At 37.0% G+C, this 22,360-nt stretch carries 20 protein-coding genes; 8 read left to right on the forward strand and 12 right to left on the reverse strand.

The features are described 5' to 3' along the window. Positions 1-368: 368 nt before the first annotated feature. The 4 genes from H5084_RS09850 to rpoE are packed head-to-tail and all read right to left on the reverse strand — an operon-like array spanning position 369 to position 2,940. A complete protein-coding gene (locus tag H5084_RS09850; protein ID WP_028869469.1) occupies positions 369-806 on the reverse strand; it encodes a SoxR reducing system RseC family protein in 438 nt (145 codons plus the stop codon). Further along, entirely contained in the window at positions 806-1,810 is a 1,005-nt protein-coding gene (locus H5084_RS09855; RefSeq protein ID WP_182690343.1) for a MucB/RseB C-terminal domain-containing protein, read from the reverse strand. The genes H5084_RS09850 and H5084_RS09855 overlap by 1 nt, the downstream gene beginning before the upstream one ends. Before the next feature lie 8 nt (positions 1,811-1,818). Continuing rightward, a complete protein-coding gene (locus tag H5084_RS09860; protein ID WP_182690344.1) occupies positions 1,819-2,349 on the reverse strand; it encodes a sigma-E factor negative regulatory protein in 531 nt (176 codons plus the stop codon). A 12-nt stretch (positions 2,350-2,361) separates the two neighbouring features. Then, the gene (gene rpoE, locus H5084_RS09865) at positions 2,362-2,940 is read right to left on the reverse strand and encodes an RNA polymerase sigma factor RpoE (RefSeq protein WP_028869466.1); all 579 of its coding nucleotides are present in this window, start codon (positions 2,938-2,940) and stop codon (positions 2,362-2,364) included. A gap of 168 nt (positions 2,941-3,108) precedes the next feature. Between rpoE and nadB the strand changes: the two genes are divergently transcribed. Then, a complete protein-coding gene (nadB, locus tag H5084_RS09870) occupies positions 3,109-4,737 on the forward strand; it encodes an L-aspartate oxidase (protein ID WP_182690345.1) in 1,629 nt (542 codons plus the stop codon). A 2-nt stretch (positions 4,738-4,739) separates the two neighbouring features. On the opposite strand, the gene H5084_RS09875 is transcribed toward nadB, so the two are convergent. Both H5084_RS09875 and H5084_RS09880 read right to left on the reverse strand, forming a co-directional pair. After that, positions 4,740-5,195, reverse strand: a complete 456-nt coding sequence (locus H5084_RS09875) for a protein YgfX (RefSeq protein ID WP_182690346.1) — start codon at positions 5,193-5,195, stop codon at positions 4,740-4,742. Continuing rightward, positions 5,167-5,418: a succinate dehydrogenase assembly factor 2 gene (locus H5084_RS09880; RefSeq protein ID WP_182690347.1), complete on the reverse strand. Its 252-nt coding sequence runs from the start codon at positions 5,416-5,418 to the stop codon at positions 5,167-5,169. The genes H5084_RS09875 and H5084_RS09880 overlap by 29 nt, the downstream gene beginning before the upstream one ends. Positions 5,419-5,577: 159 nt before the next feature. Here H5084_RS09880 and ygfZ point away from each other — a divergent pair, with 159 nt between their 5' ends. From ygfZ to H5084_RS09900, 4 genes are all read left to right on the forward strand, one after another. Further along, entirely contained in the window at positions 5,578-6,555 is a 978-nt protein-coding gene (ygfZ, locus tag H5084_RS09885) for a tRNA-modifying protein YgfZ (RefSeq protein ID WP_182690348.1), read from the forward strand. 210 nt (positions 6,556-6,765) lie between these two features. Beyond that, positions 6,766-9,288, forward strand: coding sequence for a class I adenylate cyclase (locus tag H5084_RS09890; RefSeq protein ID WP_051369196.1), 2,523 nt, complete (start codon positions 6,766-6,768; stop codon positions 9,286-9,288). Between the two features lie 147 nt (positions 9,289-9,435). Beyond that, on the forward strand, positions 9,436-9,717 hold the full coding sequence (gene metJ, locus H5084_RS09895; protein WP_037071902.1) for a met regulon transcriptional regulator MetJ: 282 nt from the start codon (positions 9,436-9,438) through the stop codon (positions 9,715-9,717). A 380-nt stretch (positions 9,718-10,097) separates the two neighbouring features. Next, complete coding sequence (locus tag H5084_RS09900; protein ID WP_051369195.1) at positions 10,098-10,397, forward strand: hypothetical protein; 300 nt, start codon at positions 10,098-10,100, stop codon at positions 10,395-10,397. A gap of 78 nt (positions 10,398-10,475) precedes the next feature. Here H5084_RS09900 and H5084_RS09905 read toward each other — a convergent pair whose 3' ends face one another. Both H5084_RS09905 and H5084_RS09910 read right to left on the reverse strand, forming a co-directional pair. After that, positions 10,476-11,099, reverse strand: coding sequence for a bifunctional 4-hydroxy-2-oxoglutarate aldolase/2-dehydro-3-deoxy-phosphogluconate aldolase (locus H5084_RS09905; protein WP_028869460.1), 624 nt, complete (start codon positions 11,097-11,099; stop codon positions 10,476-10,478). A gap of 30 nt (positions 11,100-11,129) precedes the next feature. Further along, positions 11,130-12,065: a sugar kinase gene (locus tag H5084_RS09910; RefSeq protein ID WP_028869459.1), complete on the reverse strand. Its 936-nt coding sequence runs from the start codon at positions 12,063-12,065 to the stop codon at positions 11,130-11,132. A gap of 602 nt (positions 12,066-12,667) precedes the next feature. Between H5084_RS09910 and H5084_RS09915 the strand changes: the two genes are divergently transcribed. Then, positions 12,668-14,806, forward strand: a complete 2,139-nt coding sequence (locus tag H5084_RS09915; protein ID WP_182690349.1) for a heparinase II/III family protein — start codon at positions 12,668-12,670, stop codon at positions 14,804-14,806. A 2-nt stretch (positions 14,807-14,808) separates the two neighbouring features. Continuing rightward, a complete protein-coding gene (locus H5084_RS09920; protein WP_182690350.1) occupies positions 14,809-17,001 on the forward strand; it encodes a heparinase II/III family protein in 2,193 nt (730 codons plus the stop codon). Between the two features lie 160 nt (positions 17,002-17,161). On the opposite strand, the gene H5084_RS09925 is transcribed toward H5084_RS09920, so the two are convergent. The 4 genes from H5084_RS09925 to coaBC all read right to left on the reverse strand — a co-directional run bounded on the left by H5084_RS09925 (position 17,162) and on the right by coaBC (position 21,494). Further along, complete coding sequence (locus H5084_RS09925) at positions 17,162-17,875, reverse strand: FadR/GntR family transcriptional regulator (protein WP_028869456.1); 714 nt, start codon at positions 17,873-17,875, stop codon at positions 17,162-17,164. 474 nt (positions 17,876-18,349) lie between these two features. Continuing rightward, on the reverse strand, positions 18,350-19,162 hold the full coding sequence (gene mscS, locus H5084_RS09930; protein WP_310735748.1) for a small-conductance mechanosensitive channel MscS: 813 nt from the start codon (positions 19,160-19,162) through the stop codon (positions 18,350-18,352). Positions 19,163-19,250: 88 nt separating this feature from the next. Beyond that, a complete protein-coding gene (gene slmA, locus H5084_RS09935; protein ID WP_028869454.1) occupies positions 19,251-19,853 on the reverse strand; it encodes a nucleoid occlusion factor SlmA in 603 nt (200 codons plus the stop codon). A 393-nt stretch (positions 19,854-20,246) separates the two neighbouring features. Next, on the reverse strand, positions 20,247-21,494 hold the full coding sequence (gene coaBC / locus H5084_RS09940; protein ID WP_028869453.1) for a bifunctional phosphopantothenoylcysteine decarboxylase/phosphopantothenate--cysteine ligase CoaBC: 1,248 nt from the start codon (positions 21,492-21,494) through the stop codon (positions 20,247-20,249). Positions 21,495-21,611: 117 nt separating this feature from the next. Here coaBC and radC point away from each other — a divergent pair, with 117 nt between their 5' ends. Continuing rightward, the gene (gene radC, locus H5084_RS09945) at positions 21,612-22,289 is read left to right on the forward strand and encodes a RadC family protein (RefSeq protein ID WP_182690352.1); all 678 of its coding nucleotides are present in this window, start codon (positions 21,612-21,614) and stop codon (positions 22,287-22,289) included. The last annotated feature ends 71 nt before the right edge of the window (positions 22,290-22,360 follow it).

The following is a 22,360-nucleotide window of genomic DNA, read 5'->3' on the forward strand; positions in this document are numbered from 1 at the left end:
CTATTATTGATGTTGCCTAACTAGTAGGACTTTGATTTTTTTTGAAATCACATCAACAACAAGTGCTCACACAGATTGTTTGATTAAATTGTTAAAGAGCGTGCCTTGCGGCTAGGCGGCGTATACTACGCGCCTTTCGAACAATGTCAACGTCTTATTTTAACTTAATTTCAAACCGAGGCTTGAGTCGTTATTTGCGCTTGTTTTGTTCTCAGTTCAAGTTAGTCGCTGTTGCGTCATCCCTTGTCTGTGCGGCGTATTATAGGGATCACGAAAGCATTGGCAAGCGTTTATTAACGTTTTTTATGAATATTATTCCGAATGCTTAATTAACAAACAAATCGATTAAAATAGCACGTTTTACGATGCTATTTTGTACTGATCAATTTGTTTAGGCTGTTACTAGGATACAACTTAGACGAAACGACTTTAGCGACTAGGGTTCCTACAAACAATGACAGCAAAGAAATGGCGATAACGAGAGGTTCACTATTGGTAAACAAGTAGCTAATTGAGCTACCTAGGACAAATGCTATCAAAGGAATAATATAAACAATCATTGAGCTTTTAACGATATCTTTATTTTCAATTAATAATTGTATCGACTCGTTAATTTCCATTCCTTCTTTATACGGCATCGATAAATGATGAGAACGATCACTTAATCCTTTAGCTACAACACCAACTCCACAATTATCATTACTGCTACATGATTTACAGGCTGACTTTGAAATACACTCCACCACCGCTGTCTTTTCACCATTAATTATTTTGATATCAATAATGCGGCCGGTTTCTTGAATCATTATTTTGCAGCCTTAATCGATGCAGCAATTTTCTCAGCAGTAAGCAGTGGAATTTCACCTATGACATTCACTTCAATATTTTCTTGTTGTTTTGTATATAGCAACGTCCCACCTCGCTGAATAATATTCTGCTGTTGTGTTAACGTACTCTTCTTTGTTGATATGTAAACAGAGACAGAAACAATACCGTCATTAATCATGATATACGAGATTGGATCTGTATCATGCAGCATTAATTTATGCTGATCGTCTTTTATAATTTTAAAACCCGGAGGCAACCAAGTTAACTCCCAAGGAGCCACATCTTTAACGGTTGTTTGAGGTAAGTGCAAAACATCAGGTGCTTTCTGATCACTCATCCTTTTAATCCAAGGATTAATTGATTCAGTGACATTCAATGAAACAACCATAGTTTGTTCAAGTATCAGGTTAGATTTGTTAATCGTTTCCAATCGTAGTGGTAAATAACTACCTAGATCCAGCCAAATAATATAACTATAACGATACATATCTTTGCTTGTCATTCTAATAGCAATAGATCTTTTACCTGCAATTCTACTTTTTCCTAAGATAAGGTATTCGTAGTTTTTGTTGCCGCTCTCAAAATTAAAGTTAGCAATATTTGCAAACACACTATGGTCTCGATTTGTCACTAAGCTATAAGCTTGATTACCCTGTTGGTAATAACTTATTTTACCGTCAAATTGTAAGGACTCACGTATTCCGCCATTTAAATAACAAAAATAGGCAATACGTTGTCCGTCAAGAACACCATGAATAAGTTGCTTAGGCTCTATTTGATTTTGTGCAGTATTAAGATAGAGCAGCTCATAATTTAATTCTTTATAAGCTTGCTGCATCTTTTTTAAATAAGTTAACGCTGATGGTTGAACTTGTTTTGTTATGATTTGTTGTGACGCTTCTTCTTGATTCGCATATAATTGCGGCGAAACTAAGAATACAATTACTGAAAATAGTACAACTAAAAATGATCGATGTTTCATCGTTTACCTTAAGGCTGTACTTGCAACTGCAGCTGATGATCTTTAAGCAGCGCTTCTAAATGTTCATTACGCTCTTTGATATCACTTTTAGTTTGTACGGGTTTAGCTTGTAAACTCACTGGTGCAGCAGCGCCACCAAAAGGTACGGTATTAAGTACAGGTGTCACACTTGGATCTGTTGCTACATTTTGATTGATCATTAAACTACTGACCACCACAACGCCAGCGACTGAAGCTGCAATTGCATATTGCCCAAAGCGTTTCATAAAAGGCACAACATTGCTTTCTACCTTTTCAGGTGTAGCAACCGGTACAATTTTATTATCTTGGGTTTCATTAACAATGGCCGCCATTACGCTGTTGGTGATATCAATTCGTAAATCCAAGCCTTCGCTTTCATCACGCATTACATCGCCGATTAATTGATATCTTGAAAACTGTTTCTGTGACTCAGTATCATCAAGAATATGTTTAATCACCATGTCATCATGCAACTCATTATCAATGAGTGTTGATATATCTTGTGAGTATTCTTTCATTATTAATTCCAATTAATGTTCTAATAAAGGTTTTAACTGTTTATCTATCGCTTCACGTGCTCTGAAAATGCGAGATCTAACGGTACCAATTGGACAACTTTCAATTTGCGCAATTTCGTCATAACTCATACCTTCTAGTTCACGTAATGTAATTGCTGACTTTAACTCGTCAGGCAAATCTCCAATCACTTTTAAGATCACTTGCTTTACTTCCTGAGAATGTAAAATAGCCTCAGGGTTTGCATCATCTTTTAAAGCTCCACTGCCATCATAGCTATCAGCCTCTTCTGCATCGATGTCTGATGCTGGCGGGCGGCGGCTTTGACTTGTTAAATAGTTCTTAGCTGTATTCACTGTTATTCGAAACAACCAAGTATAAAAAGCACTATCACCTCGAAAGTTAGGTAATGATTTATACACTTTAATAAACACTTCTTGTGATACGTCTGGTATATCACCAGAGCTACGTACGTAACGTGTTAATATATTAGCCACACGCGTCTGGTACTTACGTACTAATAATGCAAATGCTTGCTGCTCACCATTTTGTATACGCTGTATTAATTGTAAATCTAATTCACGCTCATTCATTGAGCTTTTCTACCTATATTTATAGTGAGCTATCGATTCTCACAGTTATGACTTTTATAAAAAAAGAAAGTTCCAAATAAATTCAAAACAAAGGGATTTTTGGATAAACTCCATAAGTACTCGGAATTGTTAGTTAATCATTTTATCCAAAATAGAGCATATAATGCCATGGCAGAAAATAAAACAACAACTGAACATCAATATACTTGTGACGTTTTAATTATCGGAGCAGGCGCAGCCGGTTTATCTTTGGCATTAAAAATAGCCACTCACAGTAATGTGAGAGTATTAAGTAAAGGTAAGCTTTCAGAAGGATCAACCTACTATGCACAAGGAGGTGTCGCTGCTGTTTTCTCTGATGATGACAGTACCGACTCACATTTTGAAGATACACTTGTAGCCGGTGCAGGTTTGTGTGACGAAGATGCAGTTCGATTCACAGTCAATAATGCTAAAGCAAGCATGCAATGGTTAATTGATACCGGTGTTAATTTTGATACTGAAGTTAACGACCAAGAAGAAACACAATATCATCTAACACGAGAAGGTGGTCACTCTCACCGACGAATCTTACACGCAGCCGACGCCACTGGCCGAGAAATCGAAGAGTCTTTACTCGCTGCAGTCAAGAAGCACCCTAGAATTACTTTAATGGAAGGCTTCAACGCCATTGATTTGATCACCACTCGAAAACTAAACCTTCCCGCCAATAGAGTATTGGGTGCTTATGTATGGAACCGTACAGCAGAACGTGTAGAAACAGTAAAAGCACATTTTGTCACCCTCGCAACCGGTGGTGCAAGTAAGGTATATCAATATACCAGTAATCCTGATGTATCAAGTGGTGATGGTATCGCGCTAGCTTGGCGTAGTGGTTGTCGCGTAGCCAATATGGAATTTAATCAATTTCATCCCACTTGTTTATATCATGCCGACGCTAAAAATTTCTTACTCACTGAAGCATTAAGAGGGGAAGGAGCATTATTATTGCGTCCTGATGGCACTCGATTTATGCCAGACTTCGATGAGCGTGGCGAGTTAGCACCGCGCGATATTGTTGCACGTGCAATAGATTACGAGATGAAGCGTTTAGGTGTTGATTGCATGTACCTCGATATTAGCCATAGACCTAAAGAATTTATTGTTAAACACTTTCCTACAATATATCGCCGCTGCCTACTACTCGGTCTTGATATTGCACACCAACCAATGCCAATTGTCCCAGCTGCGCATTATACCTGTGGCGGCGTGATGATTGATCATCATGGGCAAACTGATATCGATGGCCTATATGCCATTGGAGAAGTAACGTATACCGGCTTACATGGTGCAAATCGATTAGCCTCAAACTCACTGTTAGAATGTATTGTATACGCGCATGCTTGTGCCAAAGATATCCTTAATCGTATCCCTTTTTATGAGAATAGGAAGTTTGCAACTATTCCAGATTGGGATGATAGTCAGGTTGAGAATTCCGATGAGCAAGTTGTGATTCAACATAACTGGCACGAATTACGTTTATTTATGTGGGATTATGTTGGTATTGTACGTACCGATAAACGCTTACAACGTGCATTACATCGTGTTGAACTACTGCAAAGCGAAATATCTGAATATTATAGTAACTTTAAAGTTGGCAATAATTTACTTGAACTAAGAAACTTAGTTCAAGTAGCTGAATTGATTATCAAAAGTGCAATACAAAGAAAGGAGAGTCGGGGTTTGCATTACAACTTAGATTATCCTGAGCAAAATGATGATCCAAAACCAACCATTTTAAATCCAGATAAAAATTAGTGCTAACTGGTGCTGTTGATAAGCCGGGCAAGTAATCGATACTCGCTATCAGTGACACTATCATGAAACACAATAAACCACTTCCTAGGTTTATTGTGTTTGGGTTTGTTGTGTTTATCGCTCACTAATAATGCATCATTCACTTCTACACATAATAATAAGATCCAGCCATTATAAAATGAGCGCGCACTTATATCGCCGGTAACCTTAATGGGTTGATTAACTTCAATCTCACCGCTTTCAGATAATCGACTTGAAAAAGGCAAAAAGGGCAAGGAGTAAACAATATAGAAGGCCGTACTCAAATAAGCCAATAGACATAAAAGACTAACCCACCCTATTCCCCATAACAGAATAAACAAAAAAGCGATGGTCAAGAAAAAGATCATCGCCAAGGCTTTGGCGATGAATGAAGGTTTATTATGAATATTATATTTTAACGCGTTTGAGGACAACATCGACAATTTCTGCAAGTTCAGGATCAGGGCAAACTTCATGCCCCATAAACCAAGCAAATAGTTCAGGGTCTTCACATGTTAATAAACGATGAAAATATAATTTATGTTGATCGCTTAACTCGCTATAAGCCTCTTTTACAAAAGGCATGAACAATACATCAAGCTCTAACATACCACGACGACAAGCCCATAATAAACGAGAAAGAGAAACCTCTTCTGGCATGACTGATACTTCCTTTTAAAAATATGAAAAAATGGAGGAATTTTTTATAAAGTGCACAACATCATAACAACAACATTTTATTAACAGCAACTACTGACAAAATAGGTTGTGAGCTATAACATTGTAAAAAAACAAATTCGTCCAATAATGAGGCCAAACATGCTAACACTTAGTCAACTTGAGAACATTAGCCAACTACCCGACTTAGTTCTTTGCCCACTTAATAGCTGGGATTTAATCAGTGTAACAGGTGAAGACCGTGTTGCCTTTTTACAAGGCCAATTAACCTGTGATTTAGAAAAATTAATCCCCGGTGAACAAACTTTAGCTGCCCATTGTAACCCGCAAGGTAAAGCATGGAGTGTTGCACGGGTTATTATTTTAGAAGACCGCATTTTATTAGTTCAACCCAGCTCCGTATCAACAGTACAATTACCGGAATTGAAAAAATATGCCGCGTTCTCAAAAGTAACCATACAAAAAGAAACAGAGTACCAAGCATTTGGTTTAGCGGGATGTAAATCTGCGCAATATATTGCAGAACAGGTAGATACTGCTGCGACTCATGATACTAGCCGATTACTTGATAGTGGCACAGTACTAATAAAGCAACCTTACCCTTCATTACGCTATTTAGTGATCATGAAAAATGATGCAGCCGAAGAATTATTACTCGACTTAAAAGATAAAGCTGATGTCTTCGATGATAGCTTATGGAATGCTATGAACATTGCCGCAGGCACAGGTTTTATTCAAGCAGAAACGTCTGCACAATTTGTACCGCAAATGCTTAACCTACAAGCACTAAACGCAATTAGTTTTACAAAGGGCTGTTATATCGGCCAAGAAACCGTGGCTCGAGCTAAATACAGAGGAGCGAATAAACGCGCCTTATTTATTTTAACCGGACGTTCACCAGAGAGTCCAAAAACAGGACAAACAATCGAAGTATTATTAAATAATAATTGGAAACGAGTCGGTACTATTATTTCTGCATGCCAATATGGAGATGATCATATTGAGCTGTTAGCTGTTCTACCAAAAGATACCAATCCTGCAGATGTTTTTCAGGTGAAAGAGATTGAAGGCTCTACTCTTTATTATGCTCCACTTCCTTATCAAATTGATGAAGATTAAAAATCAAACTGCCTCTGGCATTCCGGAGGCAGTCATTAATTTCTGATACTTCAAGTTGTCAAAACCATACCTGTTACCATGCCAAATACATTATTTTTTTAAACCTGAGTGCTAACCAGTATATATTTCCAACAACATGAATTAATGCTATTATGGTCACACTTTTTTTATGGTGAAGTGTGATAAACACCAGTAATAATGGAACATAGCTTGAATCAAGAAATCATCCAATTACGTGACAAATCAGACGAGTTTTCTCGGCTACGCGTAAAATCTGCTTTAGCATTAATGAAAAAAGATGAAGCGGATGTTTTTCAAAGTTTTCCATTATTACTCCACTTTAATACCCCTTCAATGCCAGGTTATATCGAAGGCGATGTGCCGACCGGTATTTGCCAGTTTAGTCCAACCAAAAAACACCAACTATTAGCTCAACAATTATTTGCTACCGAATTGCCTGATAATGAAGCGACACATTGTGAAATTATTGGTTTATATGCGATGGGCAGCACGTCATCTATTGGGCAATGTTCTGAAAGTGATTTTGACGTTTGGATTTGTTATTCACATACACTGGATAAAAAACGTGTTGCCCTTCTTGATAAAAAAGCATGGGAAATAACTTACTGGGCAGAAAGTTTAGGCGTCGAATTAAACTTTTTCCTCATTCCTGATAATAAGTTTCGCGTTAATAATCAGTCAGAACTAAGTAATGAATCTTGTGGCACTTCGCAACATATGTTGCTCTTAGATGAGTTTTATCGCACTTCTTTGCGAGTTGCCGGTAGACGTATTTTATGGCGTCAAATCCCGCACCAACATGAAAAAAATTATGATGAATATGTGAAAGAACTTCATCAGACAGGGCAAATTAATATTGACGATTGGTTAGATTTAGGTGGATTACATCGCGTCCCCGCGGAAGAATTATTTGGTGCCACCTTATGGCAGTTGTACAAAGGTATTGATAACCCTTATAAAGCAACATTAAAAACTATTTTAATGGAGGCTTATTCTTGGGAATACCCAAACACAGAACTAATTTCAACCTCCTACAAAAAAAGTTTTCAAGAACAAGACTCCTATGATGAAGAGTTAGACCCTTATTGTTTAATGCTTAAGAAAGTGAGCGACTACTTAATCAGTATTAATGATTTACAACGTCTAGAATTAGTTCGTGTCTGTTTTTATTTTAAAACAGAAGAGATGATATCTAAGCCTTCTTGTAATGATAATAGCGCTTGGCGTCGTAGTATATTAAACAAGCTGATTAAAGAATGGGGTTGGACTGATAATCAAATAGCAGACCTAGACAATCGCAATAATTGGAAAATTCGAGAAGTACAACAAGCCAATGATTTACTGCTCGACTCGCTAATGCTCAGCTACAGTAATCTCATTAAATTTGCACGTGACAATAATATTAGCGAATCAATTAGTGCCGAAGATATTGGAATTTTATCACGCAAGCTTTATGCCGCACACGAAACATTACCTGGTAAAGTAGATATAATTAACCCTAATATTTCACCTAACTTGATGGAGAATAATCTCAGCTTAATCCAAATTCCAGAACACCGAAAAAACAAAGCAGGTTGGTATTTATTTAACAGTACGTTAGATACCTTTGAATTAGCAACAACTCCTTGTATTGGTTATTCTCCATATTTATCAAAATTAGTGGCTTGGAGTTATGTAAATGGACTTTATGATGAAGATACAATGCTGCATTTATACAACCAAGGCTCTGATTTAGTAGATAAAAATCTTAACCAATTTGGAAAAGATTTATATGCTGTTTTTCCTATATATGAACCTAAGGCAAGTGATAAAGCATTAAGTGCCCCCTGTGCGATTAAACATTTATCAATATTCTTAAATGTAGAAAAAGACCCGACACGGCACTGGCAAGACACTGAAGAAAGTGAGCTAAACCAAATTGATAATGTAATGGCTTATGGCGAGCATAAAGAGAGTTTAATAGGTAGTATCGACTTTATCTACCGCAACTCATGGAATGAAGTACGTACCTTACACTTTAATAGTCAATTCTCAGTTGTTGAAGCCTTGAATACCATTCTTTCAAAAATGCATCAAGATGCATCACCGCCAAATCAAATTGATTTATTTTGTTATAGCAGACACTTTAGCGAACAAATTTGCCAATCTTTTGGAAGTAAGTTAAATGAATTTATTCAATTACGCTTACATACTGTTCATACTCGCTCCGTACAAACATTATGGACCGGCGGTAGAAAATTTGGTTTTTACTTTGAACGTAAAGGCGTTTCACTACAGCACTTGGAAAGCGCAGTAGATATCTATAGCCACATTTCTAAAAAGAAACTATCAGCGAGCACGGTCAATTTAAAAAATACACATTTTGATCAAACAGCCAATGTGATCGAATCGCATATCAGTGAAGGTTTAATTCAATTCTTTTTTGAAAACTATAGTAATGGGTTTAATGTTTATATTGCCAATGCAGAAAATGATATTGAGACATTTTTAAACTTCGCAGGATCTAAAAACGAGTTTGTACAGAACGTAAATCGTTTTTATGCTTCCAACAGCCATGTTTCCAATCAACAAGATGATCAAATTAACTTTAACTTGCCACAGTTTTATGACATTACTCTCAATGAAGATAAAACCTTATCTTTAAATCCATTTAAAAGCGTAACACTGACAACTTCTAATGAAGATTTACTGTCTGCTCTTAGTAACCAATAACCCACTGTAAAGTTAAGCGTTCACTCCCTGCTCCTATTAATATAAAATCACCATTAGATTGCTAGACTTCTAGCCCTCTTTACGTTCAGATTGCTATGTTAAAAATCTCAGGGTAAAATGAAGCATATTTTTTAAAAGGTTATTATTATGTCAACAAAATGGAATGGTGAATATATTAGCCCTTATGCTGAACACGGCAAAAAGAGTGAACAAGTAAAAAAAGTGACGGTATCAATCCCTACTAAAGTCCTTAAAATATTGACCGATGAGCGAACTAGACGTCAAGTGAATAACTTACGCCACGCAACTAATAGTGAGTTATTATGTGAAGCATTTTTACATGCATACACGGGACAGCCCCTACCCGAGGACGATGAACTAGATAAAACACAAACAGCACTGACAACAGATACACCAGAAAAAGAATAAACATCTGATTATTAATAAATAATACCCTAACATACTGCTTCTTTTTTATTCAGGGTTGACCACTGAACTTTAATTATCAAGATATAATATGACAGTCTCAATTTAACGTTCGCCACCTTGCTGAGAACTGGCGAGAAGTTTTGTAAAAAAATAAACAATATCAACCTAAAGTTGTTCTCTTCACATGCACTAAAATAATTTACCCATTATCATTTTTGTTAACTACAATTATTGATGATAATTCAGGCCATAGTCATTAGCCGTAATAAGAACCATAAATTTATGCGGAGCGATGAATTATTTAATCAATTAAGCTTTAATGGAACAAAGTCATCAATAAGTCTATTCAATTAATAGAGATGCTATAAAGGTGGGTAATAGTGCAAGATTTTATTCAATATATTATTTTTGGAGGAGGTTTATTTGCCGCCCTCTCTCTTTATTATTTTACATTCCATCAATCACCTAATTTAGATAATTGGCAAGATCTGCCTTATTTGGAAGATTATTTAAAAAACCATCCCGATTGTGAAATTAAAGGCCAAAAAAATGCGAAATGCTGCTACTGCCATTCAGGTAAGGTGCAATATAAAGCAGCAAAATCAAATAAAGAACATCATTATCAACACTTTTGTAGTGCCTGTAAAAAGAACTTATTTAGAAGCCGTACGTTAAGCTAATTCAATTTTTGATACTTAAAAAAAGCCTCGATTAAATCAATAATCAAGGCTCAGTTTATAAAAATTAGGAGTAAGTAATTAAGTTAGAGACGCAACAGCCTCTTTAACCAAAAGACCAATTTTATCCCATTCACGGTTATCAATTAAATCAGCAGGTACCATCCATGTACCACCACAAGCAAGTACTGCATTAATATCTAAGTATTCATTAATATTTGCAGGTGAAACCCCGCCCGTTGGCATAAAGCTAACAGGATAAACAGCAGTCAATGATTTCAACATTGCAACACCACCTGAAGGGCCAGCAGGGAAGAATTTTAATGTTGTTAATCCCATTTCCATTGCTTGCTCAACCAGAGATGGGTTATTAACACCAGGGATAATTGGCATTTTACGTTGCTGACAGTATTTAACCGTAGTTGGATTAAAACCAGGACTAACAATGAAGTCAACACCAGCGTCAATCGCTTGATCAACAGTTTCACTATTTAATACCGTACCTGCACCAATCAACATATCAGGAAATGCTGCACGTAAATTTTTAATTGCTTGTGCCGCAGCAGGCGTACGGAAAGTTATCTCCGCACATGGCATACCATTTTCAACTAATACTCTACCTAGCGGCACTGCATCCTCAGCATCTTTAATTGCGATAACAGGGATAACTTTTAGAGCTTGTAGTTTTTCATTTAATGTTGTCATTTTTAATCCTATTGAATATTTTAATAAACTTTAATCGACAAAAGGTGCTGTATATTGCACATCAATTAACGCACCTTTATGCTGAATAACAGTGCCTGCTAACTGATGACCTTTTTCAGCCGCAGCAATACTTGACTCGCCTAATATACGTTTTGACATATAACCGGCAGCAAAAGAGTCACCTGCAGCCGTTGTATCAATTACATTTTCAGGTGCAATTTTAGTCGCCGCAACACTAATAGAATCATCAGCAGTAACAATTAAACATTCACTGCCTCCTTGTTTGATGACAATCTCTTGCACACCTAAAGCACGGGTTCGTGCTAAACAATCTTCTATACAAGTATCACCAAAAAGCGCTTGTTCATCATCAAAAGTTAATAAACCAGTATGAGTAACAGATAAAATACGTTTGAAGCTTTCTGCTGCTTGCTCGGTAGAATCCCATAATTTAGGTCGGTAGTTATTATCAAAATAAACTTTACCACCCGTCGCTTTATAACGACTCAATATATCGTAAAGTTTTTCACGACTCTGGGCTGGTAAAATAGCTAAGCTAATACCTGACAAATAAATAGCATCTTGTGTGAGTAACTGTTCAATTAACTCATCACTTGCCGTTTCCAGCCAGTATTTTGCAGCGGCATCGTCACGCCAGTATAAAAAGCTACGTTCACCAGTATCATCCGTCTCAACCATATATAAACCAGGTTGCTTAGTAGCAGAGCGTTGTACAAACTGAGTATTAATGCCTTCTAAAGACCAACTATCAATCATTTCTTGACTGATTTTATCCTGACCTAACGCAGTAACGTAACTAACATTAACGGCTTTACCTACGCTTAAGCGCGATAGATAAACAGCGGTATTTAATGTGTCACCGCCAAAGCTTTTACGCCAAACACCATTAATTTCTTGCAATTCAATCATACATTCGCCGATTAAAGCGATATTTAGCTCACCCATTAGTCACCTCTTTTATAAAAAATGGAACCATTACTACCCTCTACTCATTAAAACCATTACTCATCTCAGAGTTCTTGCTGGTTTTATTTATAAAATCAGCAGTTTATTTTTAATAATGTAAAAGCATATTATGCACAACTGACTTTTCTGTGCTCATCCATATTATGGTATTGGTTGGAGCAAACTATTTTCAATTGCTTAACTCAACCAGATCTCTGTTTCTGTTCTTTAAATAGGGTTCAAATTGTACATTACACACCCTATTTTGTAATACAAAAAGACACTATGTGTGATCCAGATCATCTGCGAATATGACAATTAAAATAAACACTTTAAGATCAAAAAGATAAAATAGACTAAATTATAAAAGTTTAATCAGCCAATTAAATACATCTATAAAATTTATAACCAACCCATTGAAAATAAGTAGCAAAAAAATTTAAAGAAAGAGAATTAATAATAATTTTACGGTGACCGTTATACATTTAAAAGTGTAAAAATAGAGATCTCATTCTTAAAAACAAAAAAAACTTGTGATTTAAAATCTTATTTGTATTACTTTATAACATGAATTTTTTACTTAAATATGCAATGAGGTAATAATGTCTAGCAACGTCAACGCAGTGCTTATGGACCAACAAGAAATCAAAGCAATCCAACAACAACTTGGCAAGCAAAGCTTAATGGGCCGCAGCCTTGATGCACTTATTATCGACACAGATAACTATCTTACACAACCAATAGACGTACCAGGGCACAGCCCTGCTGGCGGTTACGCACATAATAAACATCAACAGAATTACAAGTATATTGATCAAGCAGGTCGTTTATTTTTGATCACTGGTGAAGAAAAATATGCACAATTTACAGCAGACCTCTTAACTCAATATGCACATAAATATCTAGCACTAGGGTTTCAAGTACAAAGAAACACTAATCCACCAGGGCGCTTGTTTCACCAAATGTTAAATGAACATGTCTGGTTATTATATTCGAGCTTAGGTTACAGCTGCATTAAACACTGGTTAACCGAAGCACAGCGCAAACACATTGTTGAACAATTATTTGAACCCATGCTAGAAGTTGCAACGGTTAGATATGACTTTGATTTTGATCGCATTCATAACCACGGTGTTTGGGCAGTGGCTGCAACAGCTGTATGTGGCGTAGCAATTGAACAAGATAAATATATTGATTTGGCTTTACATGGTTTAGCTGGCGATGACATACAAGGAGGCTTCCTTGCACAGCTAAGCAATTTATTTTCACCTTCAGGTTATTATATCGAAGGTCCTTATTATCATCGATATGCTATTCGTCCTTTATGTTTATTAGCTGAATTAACTCAACGATACCGTCCAGAGTTGGATATATTTAACTTTAAAGGTCAAGTGATTGGTAAAACCATTCAATCATTATTATCGACGGCTTATCCAAACGGTGTGTTTCCATCATTAAATGATTCATCGAAAAGTATGGATATTAAAGATGAAGGTGTAGTGATTGCTGTGAGTTTATATGCAAAACATTATTCTGAAGATAAAAACCTTTTTGGTATTGCTAAAATTCAAGATCAAATCTGGGTGAGCGGTTGTGGAGCTGCGTTATCACAAGCATACGAAGCACAGGACTCAGTTGAATTACCTTGTTTACCAAGCGTTGAATTAAGCGAAGGCCCTGATGGTGATAAAGGTGCACAAGGTTTTATTCGCATGCAAACTGCGACTGGTGACATCAGTCAATTAGTAATGAACTACGGACAACATGGTATGGGCCACGGTCACTTTGATACGCTAGGCATGACTTACTTCAATAACAACCAAGAAGTGCTGCGTGATTATGGTTTCGGTCGTTGGGTTAATATCGAGCCTAAGTTCGGTGGTCGTTACTTAGATGAAAATAAATCTTATGCGCGCCAAACGATTGCTCACAACTTAGTGTCTATTGATGCAAGTTGTCAAAACAACTTTGATGTTGATACAGCGGATAGCAAACACGGTATTCCTCATTTCTTTGTTGGTAAAGGTAAAGTACAAGCAATGAGTGCTTATGCTGATGACTTTTATCCGGGTGTTGAGCAACAACGTTCATTAGTATTAGTTGAGAATGAGCAATTAGCACAGCCACTACTTATCGATTTATTCCGCCTAAGCAGTGAAAAAGCACATCAATACGATTACTCGTTACAATACCGAGGCCAAATCATTCGCACCAATATTGAACATAAACAACACGTAGCTTTAAACCCAATGGGTGATGATGCAGGCTACCAACATTTATGGAATGAAAGCGAAGGTCCAGCACAAGACACTACCTTAGTTAGCTGGTTACAAGGTAGCAGTTACTACACATGGTTAGGTGCAGCATCAAGCGATGATACGGTTTACTTCACACGCACAGGCGCTAACGATCCGTCATTTAACTTACGTAGCGAAACCAGCTTAATACTTCGCCGTAAGAACGCTAAAAACAGCTTATTTGCTAACGTAATCGAAACACACGGTTACTTTAATGAAGCAATCGAAGCAAGCTTAGATGCACGGGGAAAAATTCACACTATTAATATTATTGGCTTTAATGAGCAAGCGACCGTTGTCGATATCATCGGAGAAGGTATTGCATTAACCGTGATGATTAATAATGACCATCATGTAACAGCAGACAGCCAAACCACTATCGAATTTAATAATCAAACATACAGCTTCCAAGGTTTTGTTGCTGTAAAAAGTAAAGAGGTTTAATCATGAGTTACCAACCATTACTAATGAGCTATGAACAAGCAGCTGACTTACGTCAATACGTAGGCTCTGACTCACTGATTGGTCGTTCTATTGCAGAAGAGATTAAAACACTTGAAGCTTACATGCCGATGGGTATCGAAATTCCTGGACACGGTGAAGCAGGCGGTTACGAACATAACCGTCATAAGCAAAATTACATTCATTTAGATTTGGCGGGTCGTTTATACCTGATCACTGAAGATAAACGCTACCTTGATTACGCAACAACTATGTTGGTTGAATATGCAAAGGTTTATAAACACCGTGAGCTCAACATTAGCCGTGACTCAAATAAACCAGGTCGTTTGTTTCACCAAACATTAAACGAAAATATGTGGATGTTATATTCATCATGCGCTTACTCTTGTATTCGCCATAAATTAACTGAAGATCAACAACAGTTAATTGAAAATGACTTATTCAAAGTCATGCTTGAGATGTTTGTGGTCACCTATGCAGAAAACTTCGATATCATTCATAACCACGGTCTCTGGTCAGTGGCGAGTGCAGGTATTTGTGCTTATGCCATCAATGACCAAGCGACGGTAGACAAAGCGTTATACGGCTTAAAAGGTGATAGCGTTTCGGGTGGTTTTATTGCCCAATTAACACAATTATTCTCGCCAGATGGTTACTACATGGAAGGTCCGTATTACCATCGCTTCTCGTTACGTCCCATTTTCTTATTTGCAGAAACAATTGAACGTCGCCAACCACAAGTCGGCATTTATAAACTAAAGAATGAGGTTATTAAAACAACAGCTTACGCTGTTATGTCAACAGCATTCCCAGATGGTACCTTACCCGCATTAAATGACTCATCTCGTACCATGGATATTAAAGATCTTGGTATTTTGTTAGCAACAAACATCTGTTTTGACCGTTACGATCAAAATGAAACCTTACTGGCTATGGCTAAACATCAAGCCCATGTGTGGGTTCATAATACTGGTGCAACCCTTTCGAATGCATTACAGAACAATGCAGAGGTACCTAACTTTAACTGGGGTAGCTTAAACTTAACTGATGGTGCAGAAGGTGAATGCGGTGGCGTTACCATTCTACGTCATCGTGATGCTAAATCTGATGATAGCATGGCGTTACTTTGGTATGGCCAACATGGCAGTGATGCAAAACTTCACTCTGCATTGGATCATGGACATTTTGATGGTTTACACCTAAGTCTGTTTAACAATAATCAAGAATTCATTAATGATTACGGTTACGGTCGTTGGGTTAACATCGAGCCTAAATTTGGTGGTCGTTACATTCCAGAAAACAAAAGCTACTGTAAACAAACTATTGCACACAATACCGTAGTAGTTGATCAAATCAGTCAAAACCAAGGTAGTACAGCGATTGCTCAACAGCATAATGGCGAAAAACACTTCACACTATTATCTAATAAAGCGTCTAATGAAACAGGCGATGGTAAGCTGCAAGCAATGAGTGCTTTTGCACGTGATTTCTATACCGGTGTTGACCAACAACGTACCGTGATCATGCTTGAGTCAGCCGAGTTTGAAAAACCGCTTATTATCGATCTATTCCGTATGATCAGTGAAGAAGAGCACTGCTACGATTACCCAGTTCATTATAACGGACAAATCATCCGTACTAATTTTGAGTATCAAGCACATAAAAGCTTAAGCACTGTGGGTGATGGCTATGGTTACCAACATCTTTGGAACCTTGGTCAAGGTAAAGTAGAAGGCTCATCATTAACCACTTGGTTAATGGGCAATAGTTACTATTCATTAATCAGCAGCGCCAATAAAGACAGTGAAGTTATTTTTGCTCGTACTGGGGCAAATGATCCTGATTTCAACTTACGTAACGAGCCAATGTTAATGCTTCGCCAAAAGGCAGCCAATCACTTATTTGCCAATGTGTATGAAACACACGGCTACTTTAATGAAGCGATAGAAGCGAGTCTAAATGCCCGTGGACAAGTTGTATCCATTGATGTGTTATATTCAAATAACAATGCATCGGTGATCAATATTAATTTAGTTGATAATAAGTATATTAAAGTTTGTGTCAGTAATCTTACCGATGTAGATAAACATACTCAAAATAGTGTGGTCATTAAAGGTGAAACGATTACCTGGACTGGGCCTATAGCAATATTTAATGATTCGATCACGAAGCGTTAATAGCTATGAATAATGAAGAATATACAATGGATATTTATTACGATTGCTAAGTACCTTAATACAAAGCAAAAAACCGCTGTTAGTCATAAACTAACAGCGGTTTTTTGCTTCGTTACTAGCCAGCTATCGCTACTTGTTAAGCAATATTAGCTAAGTAATATTAATTACTAGTAGGAAGGCGATGATTAGTGTTTTTCAATAAAATAGCATTTGCTTCGCGTGCTTTATCTGCATCACCAGCCATAATGGCAGAATAAATGGCACGATGCTCACCAATACAAGTGCCGCCCTTCTCTGAAGAATGACTGATAAAACTTCTAAACATGGTACATAAGACGTTAGCAAACGGTAAATAGAAGCTATTACCCGTTGATAAGAAAACAAGACGATGAAACTCCATATCCACTTCCATCCATTTTTGCGCATCGAAGTTTTTAGAAATATAATCCATTTGTTGAAAAGTAGCAGATAACAAAATTCTTTGTTGTGCCGTTGCATTTTTTGCAGCAAGAGCCGCAGCTTCAGGTTCAATGGCTTTTCTTAACGCTAAAAACTCTTGGTAAACGATTTCGTTATCACCAAGGTCGATAACCCAATCCAGTAATTGAGCATCTAAAAAGTTCCAATTGTCTCGACTTTTAACACGCGTGCCAACCTTAGGTTTAGATTCTAATAAGCCCTTTGAAGTTAATAATTTAATGGCTTCACGCAAAGCTGTACGACTAACACTAAATTGCTCACACAGGACCATTTCACTTGGAATAATCTCATTTTGAGCCGCTTCACCAGATAAAATTTTACGTGCAATTTCACGTGCAACTTGAACATGTAGGCTGCGTTTTGATCCTGCAATCTGTATGAATGGGTTATGCATAATTTCTCTTTTCATTTAACAATCAAGGTTTATTATAGGATAAATATAAATGGTTAGATATAACTAACTAAGCCAACAACTGTCAGCTATTAATGTTATACCTTATCAATTTTTATCTCATTATTTAATGACTGATATTATCTATTGACGGATTATCTATTGATGATTTGGCTATTGATTAATTAGCTACTGCAGATACTACACCACTTATCTATTCACAACATATTTTTTGTGGACTTTAAGCTTGATTCAGAGAATCATGATTAAAGAGTGTAGGCGAGATCAAACTTATATGCTCATTACTCCTCAAAATGAATTGTTCTCAAATATTCAAGGTCACAATATAAGTCCTTAAATATGGCAAATTTCTAATTGTAAAACACTAAAAATAATGAAAGACAAATAAATAGACATCGCTAAAAACAAAAAACCAGCCTAAAAAAGCTGGTTTTTTATTCTGATAATAGTGATTCACTATTTATCCATATGCACATCCATCTGTGGAAATGGTATTTCGATTCCGGCTTCATCTAAGCCGTTTTTAATCGCTTCCATCAATTCAAAACGAACAGGCCAATAGTCAGGTCCATTAACCCATGGGCGAACCACTAAATTAACGCTTGAGTCACCTAACTCCGCGACTGCAACTTGGGGTTCAGGAGACTTTAAAACCGCATCATTGGCTTTAATAACAGCTTCTAAAACGGCTTTTGTTTTTGCTAAATCTGCGTTATAGCTCACTCCGATAATTAAATCAATACGACGAGTAGGCTTACGAGAATAATTGATTATATTGCCACCTAAAATAGCTGAATTAGGTACCACTACATACTTATTATCTGCGGTAGTTAATGTTGTTGAAAATATCTGTACAGATTCGACAACTCCCGCTGTACCTGCAGCTTCGATATATTCCCCAGCTTTAAATGGACGCAAAGCAATAATCAAAACGCCCGATGCAAAGTTAGATAAAGAGCCCTGCAATGCTAAACCAACTGCTAAACCAGCCGCACCAATAATCGCTACAAAGGAGGTAGTTTCAACGCCAATTCGCCCTAATGCAGCAATAACAACAAATGCAATAATGACATAACGTACCATATGTGAAACAAAATCAACGATCGTACTATCTAACTTACGCTTTGTTAGAATCTTATGTAATGTGCCAGCGATAAAACGAGCAACCATCAGACCTAAAACAAGTGTTGCAATGGCAAAAACAATATTCATACCATAAGCAATAATAAGCTCTTGATTATCTGCAATCCACTCTACGCTGTTGTTTATTACGTCTACATTTTGTTCAATCGTATTGGCAACTGCATCAACTGCCGAGGCAACACTTCCTTCCTGTGACATAGTATGACTCCTCTAATTAACTTTGTAATAACTGCTTATGAAAAAACAGCCATTGACTTTTAAAATGTTGAGTTGGTTTTTGTTTAAATTGAGAACGAACAAATTGATTAATACGACCTTCTATATAAGCCAATAACAAATTAGCTAAGACACCTTCATCCATATCAAATTTTTGACCATCTGATGTAGGACGCTCGCGAAGCGTTTGTTTTAATTGGGTTTCAAGTTTAGAAAAAACATGTTCGATACGAAGTTGTAATCGTTCATTTTCACCTAACAATGCATCACCACTTAAAATACGTGTAATACCGGGATTTTGCTCTGCAAAGCCCAACAAAAAATGCACAATATGTTCAATTCTCACAAAGGTATCTTTCTTTTGCTCTTTGATAAGATTGATATGACTAAAAATAGCGCTTTCTGTGAAGTCAATCAACCCCTCAAACATGCGTGCTTTACTTGGGAAATGACGATATAAGGCGGCCTCTGACACCCCTACTTCTGCGGCTAATTTAGCCGTTGTGATACGTTGACCCGGTTTTCCTTCAAGCATAATAGCTAGCGCACTTAAAATATCATCCTTTCGGTTTGCTTTTTTATTATTGTTTTTTGCAACCATCTTAATAACTTCCTTTGTTATTTTTACTTTTCTTTTTATTGTTATTATCAATATCTTTTTTGTAACTATCTATCTGAATGCACAACGCCACTTTTACCACGATCTGTTTCCTCAAAAATATTCACCCCACGTCACTACTATTTTTATAATAATTAAAAACTAACGGCATCATCTAGTGGTTATTAGCTTGAACGCTAATTAACTATGGGTGCAACAAAGCCATTAAATCCATTAGTTTACGCTATGTTTATGGCCAAACCACTAAAAGCGCAATAGCGATGGGCAGCTATATGAATTGCAATTTCTGTCTAACTCAACGATGTTGAAATATAACTTAGGCCCTATTACGATAAAACTAAAAAAACGCATCACTTGTTTTAGCAACAAGTAAGTTTAATTTGTGTCGTTACTAGGGTCTTGAGAAGAAGATTTAAACTGCTCACTAATAACTTTAAGTAGTTGAATAGCAACTTCTTTCTTGCTGCTTAATGCAATATCAAAACGTTGTTTTTTAGAAAAAACAGTCAATGCATTATTATCGCTATTAAACCCTTGATCACTTATTGAAACATCATTAGCAGCAATTAAGTCTAAATTTTTACGTTGCAATTTACCTAATGCATAAGCCTCTACATCATTTGTTTCAGCAGCAAAGCCCACGCAAAAAGGACGATTAACTGCCATCGCCACATCAGCAATAATATCTGGATTTTTAACCAAGGTTAATGTGATTGAGTCAGTATCACTTTGCTTCTTCATTTTTTCGTCATGGACTTGCTGTGCACGATAATCAGCCACTGCAGCACAAGCAATGAATATATCTGCATCAACAATTGAAGCAAGTGCAGCTTGATGCATATCAATCGCACTTTTTACATCTATACGTTTAATACTAGAAGGTAGAGTTAATTGAACTGGTCCAGCAATTACGGTCACATTAGCGCCCATATTTAACGCAGCCTGCGCCAGTGAAAAGCCCATTTTTCCAGAGCTATGATTACTAATATAACGCACAGGATCGATCGCTTCTTGGGTTGGTCCCGCAGTGATCACAATATTAACACCTGCTAAAGATTGATCCGCAGGCGCAAAAAAATCACAACATAATTGAACCAAGTCAGGAACTTCAAGTAAGCGACCAGGACCAACATCTCCACACGCTTGTAAGCCTTGAGCGGGCCCCCATATATGTAACCCACGTGCTTTTAATACCTTTAAGTTTTCTTGGGTTGCAGCCGCTAAATACATCTGTTGATTCATGGCAGGAGCAATCGCAATAGGCGATGGACTCGCTAAACATAACGTTGTAAGCAACTCATCGGCCATGCCAGCGCGTAAACGAGCAATCGCATTAGCAGTGGCTGGGGCAATTAAAATTAAATCAGCCCATTTGGCTAATTCAATGTGCCCCATACCGGCTTCTGCTTGGGGATCTAACAAATCATCGTAAATGACATGCCCGGAAACAGCCTGCATTGTTAAAGGGGTAATAAACTGTTTAGCTGAAGCAGTCATTACAATGCGAACTTGCGCGCCTTGATCAATCAGACGACGGGTTAATTCAGCACTTTTGTAAGCAGCAATCCCACCACAAACACCCAACAGTATCTTTTTCCCTTCAAGGGGTAATATTGACAACATAAGCTTCTCAACAAAAATAATAAAAAAATGGGCGTTACAATAGCATAAAAATATTACGCAATATGTGACAACTTCAACTAGATTTAAGGCTCTTATCTTTTATTGAGGTATTCAGATTTGACATCAATAAAACAATGGCCAAAACAAGAGAGGCCGCGTGAAAAATTAATTCAGCAAGGTGCAAATAGTTTAACTGATAGTGAATTATTAGCTATTTTTTTGCGTACTGGTTGCCAAGGAATCGATGTTGTTACTTTATCTCGTCAATTATTAACTGATTTTGGGTCTTTGCGCGCTTTATTTTCAGCCTCTGAAAGCGATTTTTGTGTACATAAAGGATTAGGGCAAGCTAAATATGTACAATTGCAGGCCGTACTAGAAATGTCACGTCGTTATTTACAAGAACCTTTGATGAAAGGAGACCCTTTAACCAGCGCGGCACAAACACAACAATTTTTAAATGCAAAAATGCGGGATTACCCCTATGAAGTCTTCGCCGCATTATTATTAGATAGCCAACATCGAGTTATTCGCTTTCACGAATTTTTCTTTGGAACGATCAATAGTGCCAATGTACATCCACGTGTTATCGTGCAAAAAGTATTGCAGGAAAATGCTGCAGCCGTCATTTTAGTCCATAACCATCCTTCAGGTGATCCAACGGCTAGTGAATCAGATAAAAAAATAACTGAAAAACTAGTGAATACACTGCAATTAATTGATGTTAAAATATTGGACCATTTCATCATTGGTGATGGAAAATACACCTCATTTGCGGAAAAAGGGTGGATTTAAAGCATTTATTGTCACAATTGTTGATCTTTTAATCTCAATCATGTATAAAATGCGCCCTCGACGCCTTTGGC

Origin of the sequence: Psychromonas sp. SR45-3, from assembly GCF_014163575.1 — a bacterium.
In the GTDB taxonomy this organism is placed as follows: domain Bacteria; phylum Pseudomonadota; class Gammaproteobacteria; order Enterobacterales; family Psychromonadaceae; genus Psychromonas; species Psychromonas arctica.